General features: G+C 38.4%; 14 protein-coding genes. 12 read left to right on the forward strand and 2 right to left on the reverse strand.

Going from position 1 to position 17,108, the window contains the following annotated elements; translation table 11 throughout:
• Nucleotides 1-126 precede the first annotated feature (126 nt).
• The 10 genes from BUB87_RS09555 (at nt 127) to BUB87_RS09600 (ending at nt 13,256) form a co-directional block, all read left to right on the forward strand.
• Nucleotides 127-1,551 (forward strand): PDDEXK family nuclease, encoded by a 1,425-nt coding sequence (locus tag BUB87_RS09555; RefSeq protein WP_073344644.1) that lies wholly within the window; start codon nt 127-129, stop codon nt 1,549-1,551.
• A gap of 11 nt (nt 1,552-1,562) precedes the next feature.
• Nucleotides 1,563-3,155 carry a hypothetical protein gene (locus BUB87_RS09560; protein WP_073344647.1) on the forward strand — a complete coding sequence of 531 codons (1,593 nt, stop codon included), beginning with the start codon at nt 1,563-1,565 and terminating at the stop codon, nt 3,153-3,155.
• Nucleotides 3,142-3,807: an RAMP superfamily CRISPR-associated protein gene (locus BUB87_RS09565; RefSeq protein ID WP_073344649.1), complete on the forward strand. Its 666-nt coding sequence runs from the start codon at nt 3,142-3,144 to the stop codon at nt 3,805-3,807. Before BUB87_RS09560 ends, BUB87_RS09565 begins: the two co-directional genes overlap by 14 nt.
• A complete protein-coding gene (locus BUB87_RS09570) occupies nt 3,807-5,432 on the forward strand; it encodes an RAMP superfamily CRISPR-associated protein (protein WP_073344652.1) in 1,626 nt (541 codons plus the stop codon). Before BUB87_RS09565 ends, BUB87_RS09570 begins: the two co-directional genes overlap by 1 nt.
• Nucleotides 5,425-6,870 carry an RAMP superfamily CRISPR-associated protein gene (locus BUB87_RS09575; RefSeq protein WP_073344654.1) on the forward strand — a complete coding sequence of 482 codons (1,446 nt, stop codon included), beginning with the start codon at nt 5,425-5,427 and terminating at the stop codon, nt 6,868-6,870. The genes BUB87_RS09570 and BUB87_RS09575 overlap by 8 nt, the downstream gene beginning before the upstream one ends.
• Nucleotides 6,860-7,375, forward strand: a complete 516-nt coding sequence (csx19, locus tag BUB87_RS09580) for a type III-D CRISPR-associated protein Csx19 (protein WP_159432396.1) — start codon at nt 6,860-6,862, stop codon at nt 7,373-7,375. The genes BUB87_RS09575 and csx19 overlap by 11 nt, the downstream gene beginning before the upstream one ends.
• 8 nt (nt 7,376-7,383) lie before the next feature.
• Nucleotides 7,384-9,486 (forward strand): TIGR03986 family type III CRISPR-associated RAMP protein, encoded by a 2,103-nt coding sequence (locus BUB87_RS09585; protein WP_073344660.1) that lies wholly within the window; start codon nt 7,384-7,386, stop codon nt 9,484-9,486.
• Between the two features lie 62 nt (nt 9,487-9,548).
• Nucleotides 9,549-10,820, forward strand: a complete 1,272-nt coding sequence (locus tag BUB87_RS09590; RefSeq protein ID WP_073344662.1) for a 2-hydroxyacyl-CoA dehydratase subunit D — start codon at nt 9,549-9,551, stop codon at nt 10,818-10,820.
• Entirely contained in the window at nt 10,817-12,505 is a 1,689-nt protein-coding gene (locus BUB87_RS09595) for an acyl-CoA dehydratase activase (RefSeq protein ID WP_073344665.1), read from the forward strand. The genes BUB87_RS09590 and BUB87_RS09595 overlap by 4 nt, the downstream gene beginning before the upstream one ends.
• A gap of 28 nt (nt 12,506-12,533) precedes the next feature.
• On the forward strand, nt 12,534-13,256 hold the full coding sequence (locus BUB87_RS09600) for a carbon-nitrogen hydrolase family protein (RefSeq protein ID WP_073344668.1): 723 nt from the start codon (nt 12,534-12,536) through the stop codon (nt 13,254-13,256).
• Here the strand turns inward: BUB87_RS09600 and BUB87_RS09605 are convergent.
• Together BUB87_RS09605 and cysK are read right to left on the reverse strand one after the other, a co-directional pair.
• On the reverse strand, nt 13,242-13,826 hold the full coding sequence (locus BUB87_RS09605; protein ID WP_073344671.1) for an HDIG domain-containing metalloprotein: 585 nt from the start codon (nt 13,824-13,826) through the stop codon (nt 13,242-13,244). The two genes, BUB87_RS09600 and BUB87_RS09605, sit on opposite strands and share 15 nt — an antisense overlap.
• A 75-nt stretch (nt 13,827-13,901) precedes the next feature.
• The gene (gene cysK / locus BUB87_RS09610) at nt 13,902-14,831 is read right to left on the reverse strand and encodes a cysteine synthase A (RefSeq protein ID WP_073344674.1); all 930 of its coding nucleotides are present in this window, start codon (nt 14,829-14,831) and stop codon (nt 13,902-13,904) included.
• A 178-nt stretch (nt 14,832-15,009) separates the two neighbouring features.
• Between cysK and galE the strand changes: the two genes are divergently transcribed.
• Together galE and galU are read left to right on the forward strand one after the other, a co-directional pair.
• Entirely contained in the window at nt 15,010-15,984 is a 975-nt protein-coding gene (galE, locus tag BUB87_RS09615; RefSeq protein WP_073344677.1) for a UDP-glucose 4-epimerase GalE, read from the forward strand.
• On the forward strand, nt 15,984-16,889 hold the full coding sequence (gene galU / locus BUB87_RS09620) for a UTP--glucose-1-phosphate uridylyltransferase GalU (RefSeq protein ID WP_073344680.1): 906 nt from the start codon (nt 15,984-15,986) through the stop codon (nt 16,887-16,889). The genes galE and galU overlap by 1 nt, the downstream gene beginning before the upstream one ends.
• Nucleotides 16,890-17,108 lie beyond the last annotated feature (219 nt).

A 17,108-nucleotide genomic window follows, 5' to 3' on the forward strand; every position in this document is an offset into this window, starting at 1 on the left:
GATGACGTTCTGGTGGAGAAGCCACCATATTAGCGAGGTTAAGCATAAGCCTGCTAAAAGATAGCGGAAGGAGGAAATAAGGAGTTTCATAATAAACTAAATTTGGGTTTTTGGGGAGGGAGAATAATGAATATAAAATTTACTGATGCTGTATTTTTAATTGGAACAAATCCGTTGCCGAATTATGTTACGCTTAAGTATTTCTTGAATGAAAACCAGAATCTTAAACGTGTTTGGTTTATTTATTCCGAAAGAAACGAAGGAATAAAACAAGAGAGCACCTATGAATTGGCACATAATATCGAAGATGTTATAACAAAGGAATTCCCTGCTAGAATACTTCAGTTTGAATATGTAGGGCTTACTGATGCAAGTAGGGGTGACGATATTGTAAACGACCTTGAAACTAAATTTTTGGGGAAGATCAATTTGAAAGAAAACCCTGTGTTTAACCTAAATTATACAGGTGGAACAAAATCTATGGCTGTTCATATGTACAAATTTATGGAAGAGCATTTTCGTAATAGGTGCACGTATTCGTATTTAGACGCTAGAAATGATGAACTTATTTTTGATAGGATGCCATCGGAATGCGTTATGAGCATGAAGGAATATGTGGATGTAAAAATTGATGATTTATTGGAGCTTCATGGATACAAAAAGGATGATAAAAAAGATACTAAAAGCAAGAAAAATAAAGAAGATAATTTTTTCTATGATAGTATATTAGATAAATTTGAAGAAATGATAGAAAAGGGAACACTAGAAGAGGAATACATAAATAAGTGGATAAAAAATTTCGTAAACAAGGTTTTTTTGTACGAAAGAAATGGTAGAATGGAATTTATTAGTAGCAAGAAAATGTTTATGAAAAATTTTGAAAATGATGAATTAAAAAGAAATATACAAGATCTGTTCTTGAACAACACGACGGACAATATGAAAATCATTTTGTCTATGATTCCTGAGGATATTTCTATTATGAAATCAGATGGTACTTTATGGTTACCAGAAGAAAGTACGAGTAATTCTGAATATGAAAAAAGGATATATCCGATTAAAGAATATTTGAGGGGCAAATGGTTAGAGCGCTATGTTTATCGAGTAATCAGCGATGGTTTAAAGAATGATGATGAATTTAGTGAAAAATTTGATTCTGAACATCATGAAAAAGGTAAAATAAAGATAGCCACTAATCTGGAAATAAAACGACCGGGTGCGAATAAAGATTTCGAGGTGGATGTTGTCATATTATATGGTTATAAACTCTGCGTTATATCGTGTACCACCGATCCCACAGAATTTATTTGCAAGGAAAAAGGTTTTGAGGTACTTCATAGAGCCAAGCAGATTGGTGGCGATGAGGCTAAGGCCATCCTGATAACGTGTCTAGGCAAGGACGATAAAGGGAATTTAAGAACCGATGTAGTCAAAGAGGATTTGAGGGATATATCGGGATCGATGGTAGATTCACTGGAAGTACTTGGTGTATACGACCTTAACCGCAATTATTTATGGAATTTTATCAAAAACCATATTAAAAAATTGTGAAGGTGAAGAGGATGTATAATGTAACTGCAGTTCTTCTCGATACCGTTTCAATTCAGAGATATGTCTTTTCAAGCAATGAATTAAAAATAAATATAGGGGCGTCGTACATTGTTTCAAATATATATAAGAAATACCTGGAAGAAGCATTAAAAGAACAATTTAGTACAGATATTAATTTAAAATTATGGAAAGAAAAACCCGAAGAGGTCTTGATAAAAAATGAAGGTGTTGATTTCGAAATAGGGTATATTGGCGGTGGTAACGCATTTCTCTTGTTTAAACGTCGTGATTTGGCTGAGGGGTTTGTGAGGAGTTGGACGAAGCTTTTGTTAAGAGACAACCTTGGTATATCTACAGCCGTTGCCATAGTGGAAGATTTTGATCTGGACGATGTGCAAAAGAGCATGGATAAATTGTTTTGCAAAATGAGTGAAAACAAGAGTCTTTATTTTCCTAATGTTACCTTCTCAAAGTACGGAATTACAGAAGATTGCCCTTATACAGGTTTAACTGCAGAAATATACGATGAAGATGAGGGCCGGTACATATCATCGGTAGCTTATAAAAAATTAAAGTATGCTGATGAGGCTCAAGAGTATATAAAAAAGTGCTATAAGGAAGCACTAGGAGAAAATTTTATTTTTACCAGAGATGTTGAAAAGTTAGGTCAGCAAAAAAATGACAATAATCATATAGCTATAATACACATAGACGGCAACTCGATGGGACAAAAGTTCAGAGAAACAAAAGACCTTGTAAAGTTAAGGAAGCTTTCCATTGAAGTAGATAGTGTCGTTAAAAAATCTATTACAGCGCTTTTTAAAGAGGCAAGGCTTATTGCACAGAAATTGGTCGAAACTCCGGAATCAAATATAAAAATAGGCAGAGAAAATGGGAAATTTATACTTCCTATACGGCCTTTACTAATAGAAGGAGACGATATAACGCTTATAAGTGAAGGAAGACTGGGTATCTTTTTTGCCAAAAGGCTTTTGGAGATTCTTTCAAGCAACAACATTTGTGGTGAACCTATGACTGCCTGCGCGGGTGTGGCTATTATTAAAACCAAATATCCATTTTACAGAGGATATACCCTTGCCGAAGAATTGTGTAAAAATGCTAAAAAAAAGGCGAGAGAGTATGGAGGCACATCATGGCTTGATTTCTTTATTGCGTATTCCGGAATTTCAGGTAGTTTGAGCGATATAAGAGAGAGGCAGTATAAAAGAAAAGATTGGAAGCTTAATTTTGGCCCGTATCTTGTGGCATACAACGGTAGAGTGCCATCTTCTATTAGAGAGAAGGAGATAAAGCATCTTATTAACGGTGTAAAACATTTCAAAAAATGGCCGAGATCTATTGTCAAAGAATTTCAAACGAAACTTGCTACGGATAAAGAAGCAGTAGAAAAATTTGTTAAGAGAGATATGAAAATAAAAGGTTATAAATTATTTGAGGTACCAGGGAATTCGTATGATACTTCTGGTATTGCAAATGATGTCACTCCTTATTTTGATATGATTGAGCTTATGGAGTATTACCCTGATGAATTGTTCGACTTAGATGAAGTAGTGAAAGAAGGTAATGAGGATGAGGTCGTATAAGGTTGTTATTACTTTAGAATCACCCACCGTATTAGGTTCTGGCGAGGGATGGGGGTCTTTGATAGATACCGATGTGGTTTTTGACGATATAGGATTACCTTATTTTCCCTCTAAGAGATTTAAAGGCCTTTTAAGACATAGCGCCGTAAATGTAATTGACATGTTTAGACAATCAGGTCTAAATTTTTTAAACGACGTTGATGTTATATACAGGGCATTCGGTAGGGCAGGAGATAATGAAAGCGGAGTCGTTATATTCAATAATCTATATCTGCCTGATTACGAGATCGGAAGGCAGTGGTTAAAATATTTGCTTGAATCGCGTAGGTTATCAAGAATAATCTCCAAAGATACCATTATCGATTCGATGACGATAATAAGACAACATACGTCTATAGATAATGAGGGCTTAGCTGAAAACGGCAGTTTGAGGACTATTAGGGCGTTGAAAAGAGGACTCAGGTTTGAGGGATATTTGGATTTTATATATCCTGATGATGATGTTCTAAAGTTATTAGCCCTCTCTTGCATTAATTTAAGACACGTTGGCTTGATGCGGCATAAAGGATACGGTGAGGTAGATTGCCGTCTTTTGGATGGAGACACAGATTTATCGCAAAAGGTAGTTGATGAACTGGAGGCGAGGTTTTGATGTACAAGATTCAATATGATATACAGATACAGTCGCCTGTCATATTAAGCGAGGGTTATCCTGAAAGGAATTTAACGGAAACGCTGGATTATATCCCGGGGAGTACTGTTCTCGGAGTCCTTGCGGCGGTTTATAAATACCAGAAAAAGCTGGACAATCCCCATTTAGACGATACTTTTTACAGATGGTTCATAAAAGGTGATTTAATATTTGAGAATGCTTATATAGCCGTATGTGTCAATACGATTTCTAAAAAGTATGAGAGAACATGGCCTATTCCGTTATATATTCAACAAAATAAAAAAGGGGATAAATACTACAATGTCTTCCTGTTAGAACCCGAGGAACAGACTGAACCGATTTCTGGGTATTTCAGTAATACGAAAAACTCTAGAATCGTGAATGTGAAAAGAAGGATAAATGTACATAATGAGAGAGACGAATTTTTAGGCCATAGTGTTGACGGTAAAATTTTCAACTATGAGTATATAGAACCAGGGCAAAAATTTATAGGAGAAATTTATGGCGATAAAAAAGATCTGGAGCAATTGAGAGAGCTGGTTGGAGAGGAGAGAAATATAAGGATAGGCAAATCAAAAAATGTGGAATATGGCAGTGCACTATTGACATTTCATGAAATTGAAGAGTATAAAAAAGATGAATTATTTCAATCGGAACACCTTGAAGATAACAAAGTAGTCCTTACTTTTACATCGCCGTGCATTCTATTGAATGGCAATGGGTATCCGGATATATCCATACACAGCCTTAAGAGGTATCTTGATGAAGTTTTTGGAGAAAAGACGTACGATATAAAAAACTATGTAGCTAAAAGCATGGAAATAGAGAATTACTATTCTGCTTGGCAGGCAAAAAAGCCTTTGGATAAGGCATATGCTGCTGGTTCATCGTTTGTGATAGAGTTTATGAAAGATGCAATGGAATTTGAAGAAGAGCTACAGCGCGTTCTTTTATACGGCATAGGCGAAAGGACTAATGAGGGTTTTGGCCGGGTAAAACTGGATTATGTATTTGAGGAAAAGTATAGTTTTGTAAAGGGCGAGAAAGATAATGATTATGTGGTAAGGCCTAATGGTAGAATACCTCAATTGGTAGTTGATATAATAAAATACAATGTAAGAGAAGAGTTGAAAAAGAAAGTAGAGATCACAGCAATACAGGAGGCAAAGGTATTTGAAAGAGAATCTGGTAAAGTACCTGCAAACAGCTTATTGGGCAGGTTAGAATTAATGGCGCGGGATTGTGATAAAGATGAATATATAAAGAATGTGAAGAAAGTGGTAGGTATGGGAGACAAAGAGAATAACGAAAACAGGAGAGAAAGGTATAAACCGGCTTATGACAGTTTGACGAAATGCCATAATGGTAATCAAACCCTTCTAGAGTTTATAATCAATTGTAAATTTATTAAAGAGCTTGAAGAGGGCAACGCTATATATAATTTGATTCAGGTAGATAGGGGGACTTTGAGAGAATTTTTAACTCAGGAGCAGATTGATGAGTGCAAAGACATTAAAACGCTGTTTAAAATATATTGGATAAATTTCTTCGGGGAACTTAGAAAATATAATAAGGAAAAGAAAGAGATGGTTTCCAATGATTGACGCAAGAATAAAAGGAAGGATAATAGTTGAAGGTAAACTTATCTTAGATTCACCTCTTTTGATAGGAAGTGGAGAAAAGAATCAACAACCAGATATATGTGTTTTAAAAGATGAGCACGGTATGCCTTATATACCGGCAACATCCTTTGGTGGTGCAATAAGGCACTATTTTTTTGATAAGGCTATTGTCGATGAGGATGACTTGGAAAATGTTTATTATTTCTTTGGTTCAGAAAAGTTAAATAAAAACGAGGACAATGGTATAGAAAAAGGACAAAAATTTGTTCAAGGTGCCACGTATATATCTGATTTAACCCTAGATAAAATGAGCGGAATTTTTATAAGGGATGGCATAAAAATAAATCAGCAGACAGGGATTGTAGTGGACAAGAATAAATTCGATTATGAGATTGTTGAACCTGGCGCTGTCTTTAATCTAAAACTAGAGATAATCCTTCGGGAATGTTTTGATAAGGAAATTTTTATAAAAATACTTTCGTTTATAGCAAGAGCGTTAAGAAATGGAAAAATATATATAGGGGCAATGACAACAAAAGGCTTCGGAAGAGTGAGGCTTTGTGATGATAATTACTATGAGTATGATTATTCGAAAGCTTCCCATGTAATATCTTGGCTTAAAAGAGAAAAAGGGGAGAATATAAGAGAAAAAATATTTAATACTAAGACGTATTCTGTTAAAAACAATGTGTTTTCCATCGATGCCATATTCGATATCAAAAGTTCCCTTATAATAAGGTCTTATTCAAGAGATCCAGATGCGCCTGATGCAGTGCATATTAGTTGTAGAGGGTATAATATATTACCGGCTTCCTCTGTAAAAGGGGCTTTAAGAGCCAGGTCCCTTAAAATATTAAATTCCATGGGTAAGGATGGCAAGACGTTAAATAATATATTGTTTGGGTATATGTCAGATAGCAGCGATATAAAGGATACCAATAAAAGTAAAAGCCATTTGATTATTGAAGAGACATATATAAAAAATGTGCAACAGGAGATTCAACGAAGGATAAAAGTTGACAGATTTACAGGAGGAACGATTAAATCAGCTCTATTTGAAACTATGCCTCTGTGGAGGGTAAAGGGAAGCAATAGCATCGTTAATATTAAATTAACGTTGGATAATTTTAGCGATAGAAATTCCTGGGAAGCTGGCTTATTGTTACTTCTTTTAAGAGATATATGGACTTCAAATCTGGCTATTGGCGGCGAAAAAGGCATTGGTAGAGGCATTCTGAAAGGAGTAAGCGCTAATATAAGGGTGAATGATATGAAAATAAATATTACAGAAAAAGACGGTAAGATAAAGTTGTGTGGTAGCCGAGGTGAAAGCGAAAAACAAATCCAGGACATGCTAAACAAATTTGTTGAGGATTTAGTCAAATATGTACCGGGAGAAGGTGAGAAATATGATGAGTGATATGATAGTCCTTAATGACTATAGTCAGATATTGGATTTATTGAAAGAAAATAACTTCCGAGAGGGTTTTGTCATATTTTTTATGGTAAATGAAATAGTTGCCGGTAAAATAGAAAACTTCAATATATTGTATTACGATAGGGATAAGTTAGACGTAAAATACCTCTTAAAAGGGAGGATATTCAATAAAGGAAAGGAAATTTACCTCTATAGTTTTAAGGAAAATATGTATAGAAAACGCATAATAGATGATGAAAATAATAACGGTAACATTGAATACATAGATGCCGAACACAAAGTATGGGGAAACCGCGTTACAAAGCTTAACGACGATTGGATAAAGCTTGAAGATAACAGAGGTATTAAGCTTATACTGCCATTAAAGTTTAAATCATCAGATACAGATTATTTTATAAAAACGCGTAACTATATTGGATTTAACGAAGTAGGGCAAGCAGGTTTTATAGATAGTAGGTTTGTAGACTTTACGGAGAGGAGGTATTAAAATAAACAATGAATAAATACGATGCAATTTTAACCGACTTAAGAGAAAAAGACGGCAAAATAGTGGGAAAAGTCCGCGTGGGAATCGTGACGATTGATATACCACATGGCGCAAAAGTTACGTTAGATATGAACAATAAAAGCTGTGAATTATACATGGAAAATGACAAAATTGTGGAGATAATTTGTGAAGGTAAAAAGTTGATCGACAGAGGCGCTTATATAGAAACTGACGTTAAGGGCAGGAGCTCTCCTACGTCACCAAAGCGCAAAGGTTTAGATAATAAGCGTTATTCGAATGCTCAGGAAGACAAGCATTTTATAAAATCTTTTGCTACAGCACCATATAATTTTGTGCCGCTTAATGATTATGTTATTAAAATTGGCACACCGTGTAGTTTCGACGAGTTTCATGAGAATTTAAATACGGGCTATATTGATTATGAGCTGGAGACTATTACCCCGCTCTATATAAGGGGAATAAGTTCCGATGTAAGCAAAGAAAGTAAAGATATACCTGAATTTTTTTCGCCAGGCGGAATATATAAAATTCCGGGTAGCAGTGTAAGAGGCATGATCAGGACTTTAGTTGAGATCATGAGCTATAGTGAATTTAAGTTTTATGACGATAGATACCTCTATTATCGCGGCCTTGCAGATAAAAGCAATTTAAGAGATTTATATGCTGAAAAAATAGGAAAGAAAAATAAAAATACCGGTGGTGAGGATTATAAATTTAATGCAGGATACCTTACTAAAGAAGGAGTGCGTTATTACATTATTCCCGCCAAATACAATGAAAACAATAAGCAATATAGTAGATGTGATATAAATAAAATAGGTATTGGTGTTTCGAGTTGTAAAGACTATTACAAATTTTTAGATGACGGTAGATGTGTAATTATTCCCAGAGGTTTAAAGGGAAAGGGAAGTAAAAATGTGAAAAGGGTATGGATAATAAACGAACCGGATGAGGATAAAAAGATACATGTTTGCGAGAAGGATATCCATTCCTATAAAAACGATGAAAATAGACAAGCACCTGATATAGTAAGTTATGTTGATAATAGTAGAGATAAGGGAGGAGAAAGGCTGATACCATGCTTTTATGTGACGTGGAAAGACAAAGAAGGCAAAGAAAGAATATCGTTTGGCCATACAGCTTATTTTAGAATTTCATATGAAAAGTCTATAGGAGAACACGTAAAACAGCAAAGTAAAGGAAATGGTTACGATATTGCTACAGCTTTATTTGGAAACGAAAGCGAATTTGCAACAAGGGTATTTTTTGAAGATGCGGAATTGGACGAGAGTTTTATAGGTAAAGACATATTTTGCGAGAGATCATATACAAAAGTATTATCTACACCTAAACCTACATCTTTTCAATTATACCTTGAACAGAACTACGATTTGAACATGGGTTATGATATAAAGAAATTAAATCATTGGGAGTCTGACGCTAAAATAAGGGGATATAAGTTATATTGGCATAAAAGATTAGCAAACTGGAAGCTGGATGGAAGAAATAATATAAATATGAAGGTGTTAAATGAAATAACCCCAATTAAAGAGCATGTTAAATTTAAAGGAAGGATATCATTTGAAAATTTGAGCGATATAGAATTAGGTGCATTGTTGTTTGCTATATCACTACCTCATAATTGTTACCATAAATTAGGTCTCGGAAAGCCATTAGGGTTAGGCTCTGTGAAGATAACCCCTGTATTATATTTAACTGATGTAGGAAGAAAATATAAAAGGTTGTTTAATGGAGATTATTGGGAAATTGGTATTACCCTTAAGATGGATTTTAATAAATACATAAAAGCATTTGAAAAATTTATATTAGAGAACTTACCGCCTGAAGAAAAAAATGGTGCAACTACTTTATGGGACATAGAGAGATTTAAGGAGTTAAAGACCATGCTCAGTTGGGAAAATACAAATATTAGAGGTTTTGAAAACATGACAAAATACATGGATATGAATCGCGAAGAGGATAAAGGAAAGTATACCGATCGTAATGTCCTTTTAAAGCCTTCAGAAGTTATACAATTTCTGAAAGGCCCCGTAAAAGGATATAGAAATATGCAAAAGAAAACAGTATAAGGTTTTGCAGTATAGACAAAAGATTCTTTACAGTTATTATCTTTTACAGGAGTGTCATCGCAATGAATTTAGTAGATGCCTATACAAGATGGATAAAAAAGAATGTAAATGACCCCGAGAAGGCCAGAAAGCTCATCGTATTGGGATTAAAGGCAGAACAGATCTTTTTTTCTCTATCTGGGGACAAGCATGTGCCCAAATCCTTCAATTACCTGAATAAAATAGGCGTAGAGTTTGTATTAAATCCACTGATACATAGTGATCAATCTGCATGGGTCAACTTGTTTGCCCCCACCGAAATACTTCATGCCATGGACATATATCCTCTGTGTATAGAGGCCTTTTCGTCTTTTCTCGTGGGTTTTCAATGCGAAGATGTGTACATAGACTATGCTCAACGGTCTGGGATATCTGATACCCTTTGTAGCTACCATAAAGGGTTTATAGGGGCCGCTTTAACCGACCTCTTGCCCAAGCCTAAGTTCATGATCACGTCGTCCATGCTGTGTGATGCCAACATAAGCACGTTCAGGTACCTTGCGCAGTATCACCATGTGCCCATGTACTCTATCGACGTGCCGTTTGAGTACAGCTCCCAGAGCGTCAGTTATTTAGAAGAGCAGCTCAGGGAGATGGTGAAGATGCTGGAGCAGGTTACGGGCAAAAAAATGGATGAGGATAGGCTGAAAGAGGTAATAAAGAGGGAAAACAAGACTCACGCCTATATGAATAGGTATATCGATGCCCTAAGGTATAAATGCCATCCTACCACTCTGACGCTGGAGATGTATATGTTATTTGTGACTCATACATTTATGGGGACACACCAAACCTTGAAATTTTTTGAGATGCTGATGGATGAAATGCAAAGCTTTCCCGACAGCAAGGCTAAGAGGGTGTTTTGGGTACACATCGTGCCCTTTTATCCCCATGGGTTAAAGCGGTATTTTAATTACAGCCGACAGTATGAAATCTTGGGCCTTGACCTGAACTTTGACTATCTGGAGGAAATGGACTGTGATAACCCGTACAGAGCACTGGCCAGAAAAATGATCCTCAACCACGGCAATGGGCCTTATCAGAGGAAGATAGGCAGCATAATGAATATAATCGACAGGTTGCAACCCGACGGTGTAATACACTTCTGCCAGTGGGGATGTAAGCAGTCAGTGGGGGGAATGATGCTGTTAAAGCAGGCGCTGGATAAAAGGGGCATACCGTTTCTCGTCCTGGATGGAGATGGGGCGGATCGGCGCAACCACCATGAAGGGCAGGTAAATACCAGGCTGGAGGCTTTTTTAGAGATGATAGGTAAGCAGGAGGAGTGTTTATGACCGTAGGGTATATATGTAAATATACGCCTGTGAAGCTTTTGGAAAGCATGGGTGTTGAGTGCAGGCGTATTGAACCGTGGTATATTGATAATGAAGTGGCCGAAGCCCTTATGCACCCAAATATGTGTACATATGTGAAAGGAGTGCTTTCAGAGGTAGTCAGGGGCGGATACGATGGCATAGTCCTTGTAAATTGCTGTGACAGCGCGAGGCGGCTGTACGATGTCCTGAAAAGCGCGAAAGAGGATATGATGGTGTACATGCTGGATTTGCCCAGGAAAAGTGGAGATCAGGCGGTGGCTGTGTATGCCTGTGAAATAAAAAAATTAATACAGGCTTTTGCAGACTTCTACGGCAAAAAGTTTAACGTCCAGGATTTTAAAGAATATATGTGGATAGAGCAGAATGCTACACAGGCCAATAAACCTAAAGTGCGCAAAGGTGTAAGTCTGGCCATAATGGGTGCCAGGTGCAGTTCTCACCTTGTGGATTTGATTAAAGATGCGGGGGCAGATGAGGTATTGAATTATACGTGTACTGGAGACTTGCTGGAATATACGTCGCTTTTTGATAAGTCAGCAGGAGAGCAGGAAATGATAGAATGGTACGCTGGATGTCTTATGCGCTCTATTCCATGCATGCGCATGGCGGATATTGACAGAAGGAGGGATGTGTTGGAGGATATAATGGCAAATGTAGATGGTATTGTGTACCACACTATAAAGTTCTGCGAGTTTTATTCATATGAGTATTCTTATATAAAAGACAATTGGCATTTTCCCATTTTGAAAATAGAAAGTGATTTTACCAGAGACGGTGAGGGACAGTTAATGACCAGGGTGAGCGCTTTTGTGGAATCATTAAGAGGAAAAGGTGAGTTCAGGGGGTCTTTGCGTAAGCCTAAGCCTGGCAAAAGAATAGTAGCTGGGGTGGACAGCGGGTCTTTATCCACCGACGTGGTTATATTGGACGAGGATTATAATATCCTGTCATATAGCGTTGTGCCTACCGGTGCATCCATAGTGGAAAGTGCCAACAAGGCTTTTTCACAGGCTATTGAAAAGGCCGGGATTAGTCGAGATGATGTTTCATTTGTCGTATCTACCGGCTATGGGCGCATAAACATCCCATTTGCCGACAAACAGGTGACCGAGATAACATGTCACGGCAAAGGGGCGTATTTTTTAAACAACAGCGTAAGAACTATCATAGATATAGGTGGACAGGACAGCAAGGTAATAAGGCTGGATGATCATGGCAATGTGGTGGATTTTGTGATGAATGATAGATGTTCGGCTGGGACAGGTCGGTTTTTAGAAGTTATGGCGAAAGCTCTGGAAATTCCGCTGGAGGAGATGGGGGAAGAAGCCCAAAAGGCGACAGAGGAGATAAATATCACAAGTATATGCACGGTTTTTGCGGAGTCAGAGGTTATATCCCTTATTGCGCAGAATAAAAAGAGGGCGGATATAGTAAAAGGATTGCACAATTCGGTGGCCAGTAAAACAATTGGCCTGCTTGACAGAGTAGGCCGTAAAGGCGCTTATATGATGACAGGTGGAGTGGCAAAAAATAGAGGAGTGGTAGAGGCTATAGAGCAGAAAATAGGGGAAAAAGTGTACGTCCCTGAGGAGCCGCAAATAGTAGGGGCATTGGGTGCAGCTATTTTAGCACTACAGGAATAATTTTTAAAGAAAGGAGAGAAAAAGCGAGTTGAAATTCGGAGTAGCTCAGCTGTCCATAGGAGATAAAATAGAGTACAATTTGGCAAAGGTCTATAATTGTATGGAAAAAGCCGCAGGGGAAGGCGTCTGCCTTTTAGGTTTCCCTGAGATGTTTCTTACAGGTTATAATCCATCCTATTTAGAAGACGGTGATATAAACGACAAAATAGATGAAGCACTATGTGGTGTCGGGATGAAAAGCAAAGAACTTGGAGTGGGTGTCATCGTTGGGCATGGATATCGTCACGGCGACAAATTTGTAAATAGGGCTTCAGTGATTTTACCTGATGGGCGTAAGTTTAATTACGATAAAATCCATCTCACCGAGGTTGAAGAGAAGTACTTTGTGCCAGGTTTCGAGAGGTTATCCTTTGAATTTTCGGGCCACAGGATAGGGGTGATCATATGCAGGGATCAGAATGATCCTATGTTAATAAGACACCTCAGAGAACAAGGGGTGGATATGCTGTATATAATATCGGCCCACTATTATAAGCCGCAAGAGGCCAGGTGGAAGGTAGAGAAAAATCGCGCCATACCCATTGCCAGGGCAGTAGAAAATAAAATTTATGTTTTCCTGGCTAATGCGGTGGGCAGCCACATAGGGCTGGTGAGTCTGGGCAACAGTCTCATAGTAGATCCTGAAGGGTGTGTGGTGGCATCGGCGGGGGAAAGCGATGAATGCCTTTTAACTGTTTCAGTTTCCATTTAGGCCGATTTCTTCTGCCACTTCCCGCATCCCTATGATGGTCTGCTCGATTATGTAATCCAGTTCCATTTCCAGCATTTTTGCGCCTTCTTCTATCACGCTGCGGTCGACACCGCTGGCGAAGCTTTTTTGCTTCCATTTCTTTTTTACAGATTTTACACTGAGGTCGGATAGGCTCTTGCTTGGCCTCAAGATGGCCACGGCTGTGATAAATCCTGTCAATTCGTCTACAGTGTAAAGCACTTTCTCCATTTTGTGCAGAGGTTTTACATCGTTTACGATATTGTAGCCGTGACTTTCGATAGCCCTTATATACTCCTCGGGGTATCCATGGCGTGTCAGTATTTCTCTTACCTTCTTGCAATGCTGTTGTGGGTACATCTCATAGTCGATATCGTGCAATAGGCCGATTATACCCCACTTTGTTACCTCGTTTTCGTCGAGGTTGAACAACCGCGCGAAGTGTTTCATAACCGCTTCCACCGCCAGAGCGTGTTTGATAAGGCTTTCGCTTTTTGTGTACTCTTTTAATAGCGTAAATGCTGATTCTCTGGTTATTTCTCCATTACTCATTCTTTCATCACCCTTGCTGTTATTTTAAAAATAGGTTTGGGAACGTAAGCTTGCGCTTACATTCCCAAACCTTATTTATTCTTGAAACAGAGGTGTGGACAGATACCTTTCACCTGTATCTGGCAACAGTACCACGATCATCTTTCCTTTGTTTTCTGGCCTCTTTGCTATTTGCGTGGCGGCAAAAGCCGCTGCTCCTGAGGAAATGCCAACAATGAGACCCTCAAGTTTTGCCAGTTTTCTTGAGGTTTCAAAGGCCTCTTCGTTCTTCACTTTAAAGACCTCATCAATGATATCCCTGTTTAACACATCAGGGACAAAACCGGCTCCTATACCCTGTATTTTGTGAGGTCCGGGTTTGCCGCCTGACAAAACCGGCGAATCAAAAGGCTCCACAGCTACAATTTTGACATCAGGTTTTCTTTGCTTTAGCACTTCTCCTACCCCTGTTATCGTTCCACCTGTTCCAACGCCGGCTACGAATATGTCTACCTGCCCATCGGTATCCCGCCAGATTTCTTCCGCGGTAGTTTTTCTGTGTATTTCTGGGTTTGCGGGATTCTTAAATTGCTGAGGAATAAATGAGTTGGGCGTCTGTGCGGCTAGTTCCTCCGCCTTTTTTACAGCTCCTTTCATTCCCTCTATGCCTGGGGTCAAGACCAGCTCAGCTCCCAGCGCTTTGAGCAAATTCCTTCTTTCAATGCTCATGGTATCAGGCATCGTGAGTATAAGCCTGTAGCCTTTTGCGGCGGCTACAAATGCCAACGCGATTCCCGTATTGCCGCTGGTGGGTTCGATTATAACAGTGTCTTTGTTAATAAGCCCTTTTTCCTCCGCGTCCTTGATCATAGCGTATCCGATCCTGTCCTTTACGCTGGACAGGGGGTTAAAATACTCCAGTTTGGCTATAAGCCTTGCTTCTAGCTGATTTTCCCTGTTATAATTAGAGAGCTCCAGAAGAGGCGTATTTCCTATTAAATCCGTTAGGTTTTTCGCAATATTCATTGTATTACCTCCATTTGTATATATTAAAATCCAAGTAAATCAGTATGTTTATACACATTTTAATCTTATAAAAAAGATTTGTCAATAGTTTTTTCATGCATTTGCCATTTCGACGCTTATGTGTATGGTATAATATATGAGAAAACTAAAACGAAAAGAGTAAAGGAGGGGATACAACATGATCTTAGTAACAGGAGGAGCAGGTTACATAGGCTCTCATACGGTTAGAAGATTAAGAAAAAAGGGCTATGATGTGGTAGTATATGATAACCTTTCAAAAGGCCACAGGTGGGCGGTAAAGGATGCGGAACTGGTAGTCGGGGATATTTTAGATTATGCCAGGGTGTGTGAAGTAATAAAAAAATATGGGATAGATTCGGTAATACACTTTGCGGCGCACAGCCTTGTGGGGGAATCAATGCAAGATCCGCAGATGTACTACGTAAATAATGTATCAGGTACGATTTCTTTGCTAAGAGCGATGATAAACTGTGGGATAAAAAAGATTGTATTTTCGTCTACTGCTGCGGTATACGGAGAACCTGAAGAGGTACCCATAAAAGAAGATAGCCGGCTAAATCCCACCAATGTATACGGCAGGACCAAATTGATGATAGAAAACATACTGAGAGATTACGACATGGCATATGGGCTTAAGTATGTAGCGCTGAGATACTTCAATGCAGCAGGTGCTGACGATAAAGGCGACATAGGAGAAGATCACACCCCAGAGACCCATCTTATACCACTGGTATTAAAGGCAGCTAAGGGCGAAAGGGAAGATATAAAGATCTTTGGGACTGATTATAATACGCCTGATGGCACATGCATAAGGGATTACATACACGTAAATGATCTCGCTGACGCCCATGTACTGGCTCTTGAGTCGTTAAGAGAAGGCCGATCCAATGTATACAACCTTGGCAACGGTAGTGGCTTTTCAGTAAAACAAGTAATTGAAGTAGCAGAAAAAGTAACGGGTAAAAGTATAAAGAAGGTAGAAAGCGATAGGAGGCCCGGAGATCCTGCGGTGCTCATTGCCAGCTCTGAAAAAATAAGGAGAGAGTTGGGGTGGAAGCCTGTATATACGGATCTTGAAAAAATCATACAAACCGCCTGGAATTGGGAGCTGAATAAAGGAGTGAATATGTGATGAAGATCAGAAAAGCTGTTATACCGGCTGCAGGGCTTGGGACGAGGTTTTTGCCGGCTACAAAGGCACAACCTAAAGAAATGCTACCTATAGTGGATAAACCTACTATTCAGTACATCGTTGAAGAAGCTGTGGACTCGGGAATTGAAGATATACTGATAATTACAGGTAGAAACAAGCGTTCCATAGAAGACCACTTTGATAAGTCAGTAGAACTGGAGTTGGAACTCAAGAAAAAAGGTCAGGAGGAGCTTTTGAACCTGATAAAAGATATAACGAATCTTGTGGATATACACTACATAAGGCAGAAAGAGGCAAAAGGCCTGGGGCATGCTATATACTGCGCCAGGACATTCGTTGGCAATGAACCCTTTGCTGTTTTATTGGGCGATGATGTGGTGGATTCAAAAAAACCTGTTTTAAAACAATTAATTGAGCAATATGAAAAATATCAGTGTTCCATTATAGGTGTTCAGGAGGTGCCATATGAAGATGTGAGCAAATATGGTATCGTAGATTGTGAAGAAATAGAAAAAGATCTTTTTAAAGTAAGGGATTTGGTGGAAAAGCCTAAAAAAGAGGTGGCACCGTCTCGTATGGCTATTCTCGGAAGGTATATAATAACGCCTAAGGTATTTGACATACTGGAAAATTTAAAACCTGGTGCGGGTGGCGAGATACAGCTTACGGATGCTCTGAAAGAATTACTGGAATACGAGGATATGTATGCGTACAATTTTGAGGGAAAAAGATATGATATAGGAGACAAATTGGGTTTTTTAAAAGCAACAGTAGAATTTGCCCTCAAACGGGAAGATATACGAGAACCGTTCGAAAATTATATCCTCCAAATAGCAGATGCTATTATAAAGGAGAGAGAAGAGGAAGCAGCGGTGACAAAATAAATTTTGGTACATGCGACTTGTCGAGTGCATTTGTCAGCTGTCGCATGGAAAAGCGGGTAATATTATAGAAGAGACAAGCGGTGTAATGTCAAGTGGTATTTTTTGGAACCTTGAAAAATAAAGGCCTCAAAAACTCTAAAAAAGACAACACTTAATAAACCCACCATATATTGGATAATAATGGAAGGAAACTTAGCTGATATTCAGTTAAATGTATTT

Origin of the sequence: Caldanaerobius fijiensis DSM 17918 (genome assembly GCF_900129075.1) — a bacterium.
GTDB classification, from domain to species: domain Bacteria; phylum Bacillota; class Thermoanaerobacteria; order Thermoanaerobacterales; family Caldanaerobiaceae; genus Caldanaerobius; species Caldanaerobius fijiensis.

Excerpts from the sequence above, each read along its gene's own strand:
- BUB87_RS09555 (WP_073344644.1), top strand. The coding sequence starts at position 127 with ATGAATATAAAATTTACTGATGCTGTATTTTTAATTGGAACAAATCCG.
- BUB87_RS09560 (WP_073344647.1), top strand. The coding sequence starts at position 1,563 with ATGTATAATGTAACTGCAGTTCTTCTCGATACCGTTTCAATTCAGAGA.
- BUB87_RS09565 (WP_073344649.1), top strand. The coding sequence starts at position 3,142 with ATGAGGTCGTATAAGGTTGTTATTACTTTAGAATCACCCACCGTATTA.
- BUB87_RS09570 (WP_073344652.1), top strand. The coding sequence starts at position 3,807 with ATGTACAAGATTCAATATGATATACAGATACAGTCGCCTGTCATATTA.
- BUB87_RS09575 (WP_073344654.1), top strand. The coding sequence starts at position 5,425 with ATGATTGACGCAAGAATAAAAGGAAGGATAATAGTTGAAGGTAAACTT.
- csx19 (WP_159432396.1), top strand. The coding sequence starts at position 6,860 with ATGATGAGTGATATGATAGTCCTTAATGACTATAGTCAGATATTGGAT.
- BUB87_RS09585 (WP_073344660.1), top strand. The coding sequence starts at position 7,384 with ATGAATAAATACGATGCAATTTTAACCGACTTAAGAGAAAAAGACGGC.
- BUB87_RS09590 (WP_073344662.1), top strand. The coding sequence starts at position 9,549 with ATGAATTTAGTAGATGCCTATACAAGATGGATAAAAAAGAATGTAAAT.
- BUB87_RS09595 (WP_073344665.1), top strand. The coding sequence starts at position 10,817 with ATGACCGTAGGGTATATATGTAAATATACGCCTGTGAAGCTTTTGGAA.
- BUB87_RS09605 (WP_073344671.1), bottom strand. The coding sequence starts at position 13,826 with ATGAGTAATGGAGAAATAACCAGAGAATCAGCATTTACGCTATTAAAA.
- cysK (WP_073344674.1), bottom strand. The coding sequence starts at position 14,831 with ATGAATATTGCGAAAAACCTAACGGATTTAATAGGAAATACGCCTCTT.
- galE (WP_073344677.1), top strand. The coding sequence starts at position 15,010 with ATGATCTTAGTAACAGGAGGAGCAGGTTACATAGGCTCTCATACGGTT.
- galU (WP_073344680.1), top strand. The coding sequence starts at position 15,984 with ATGAAGATCAGAAAAGCTGTTATACCGGCTGCAGGGCTTGGGACGAGG.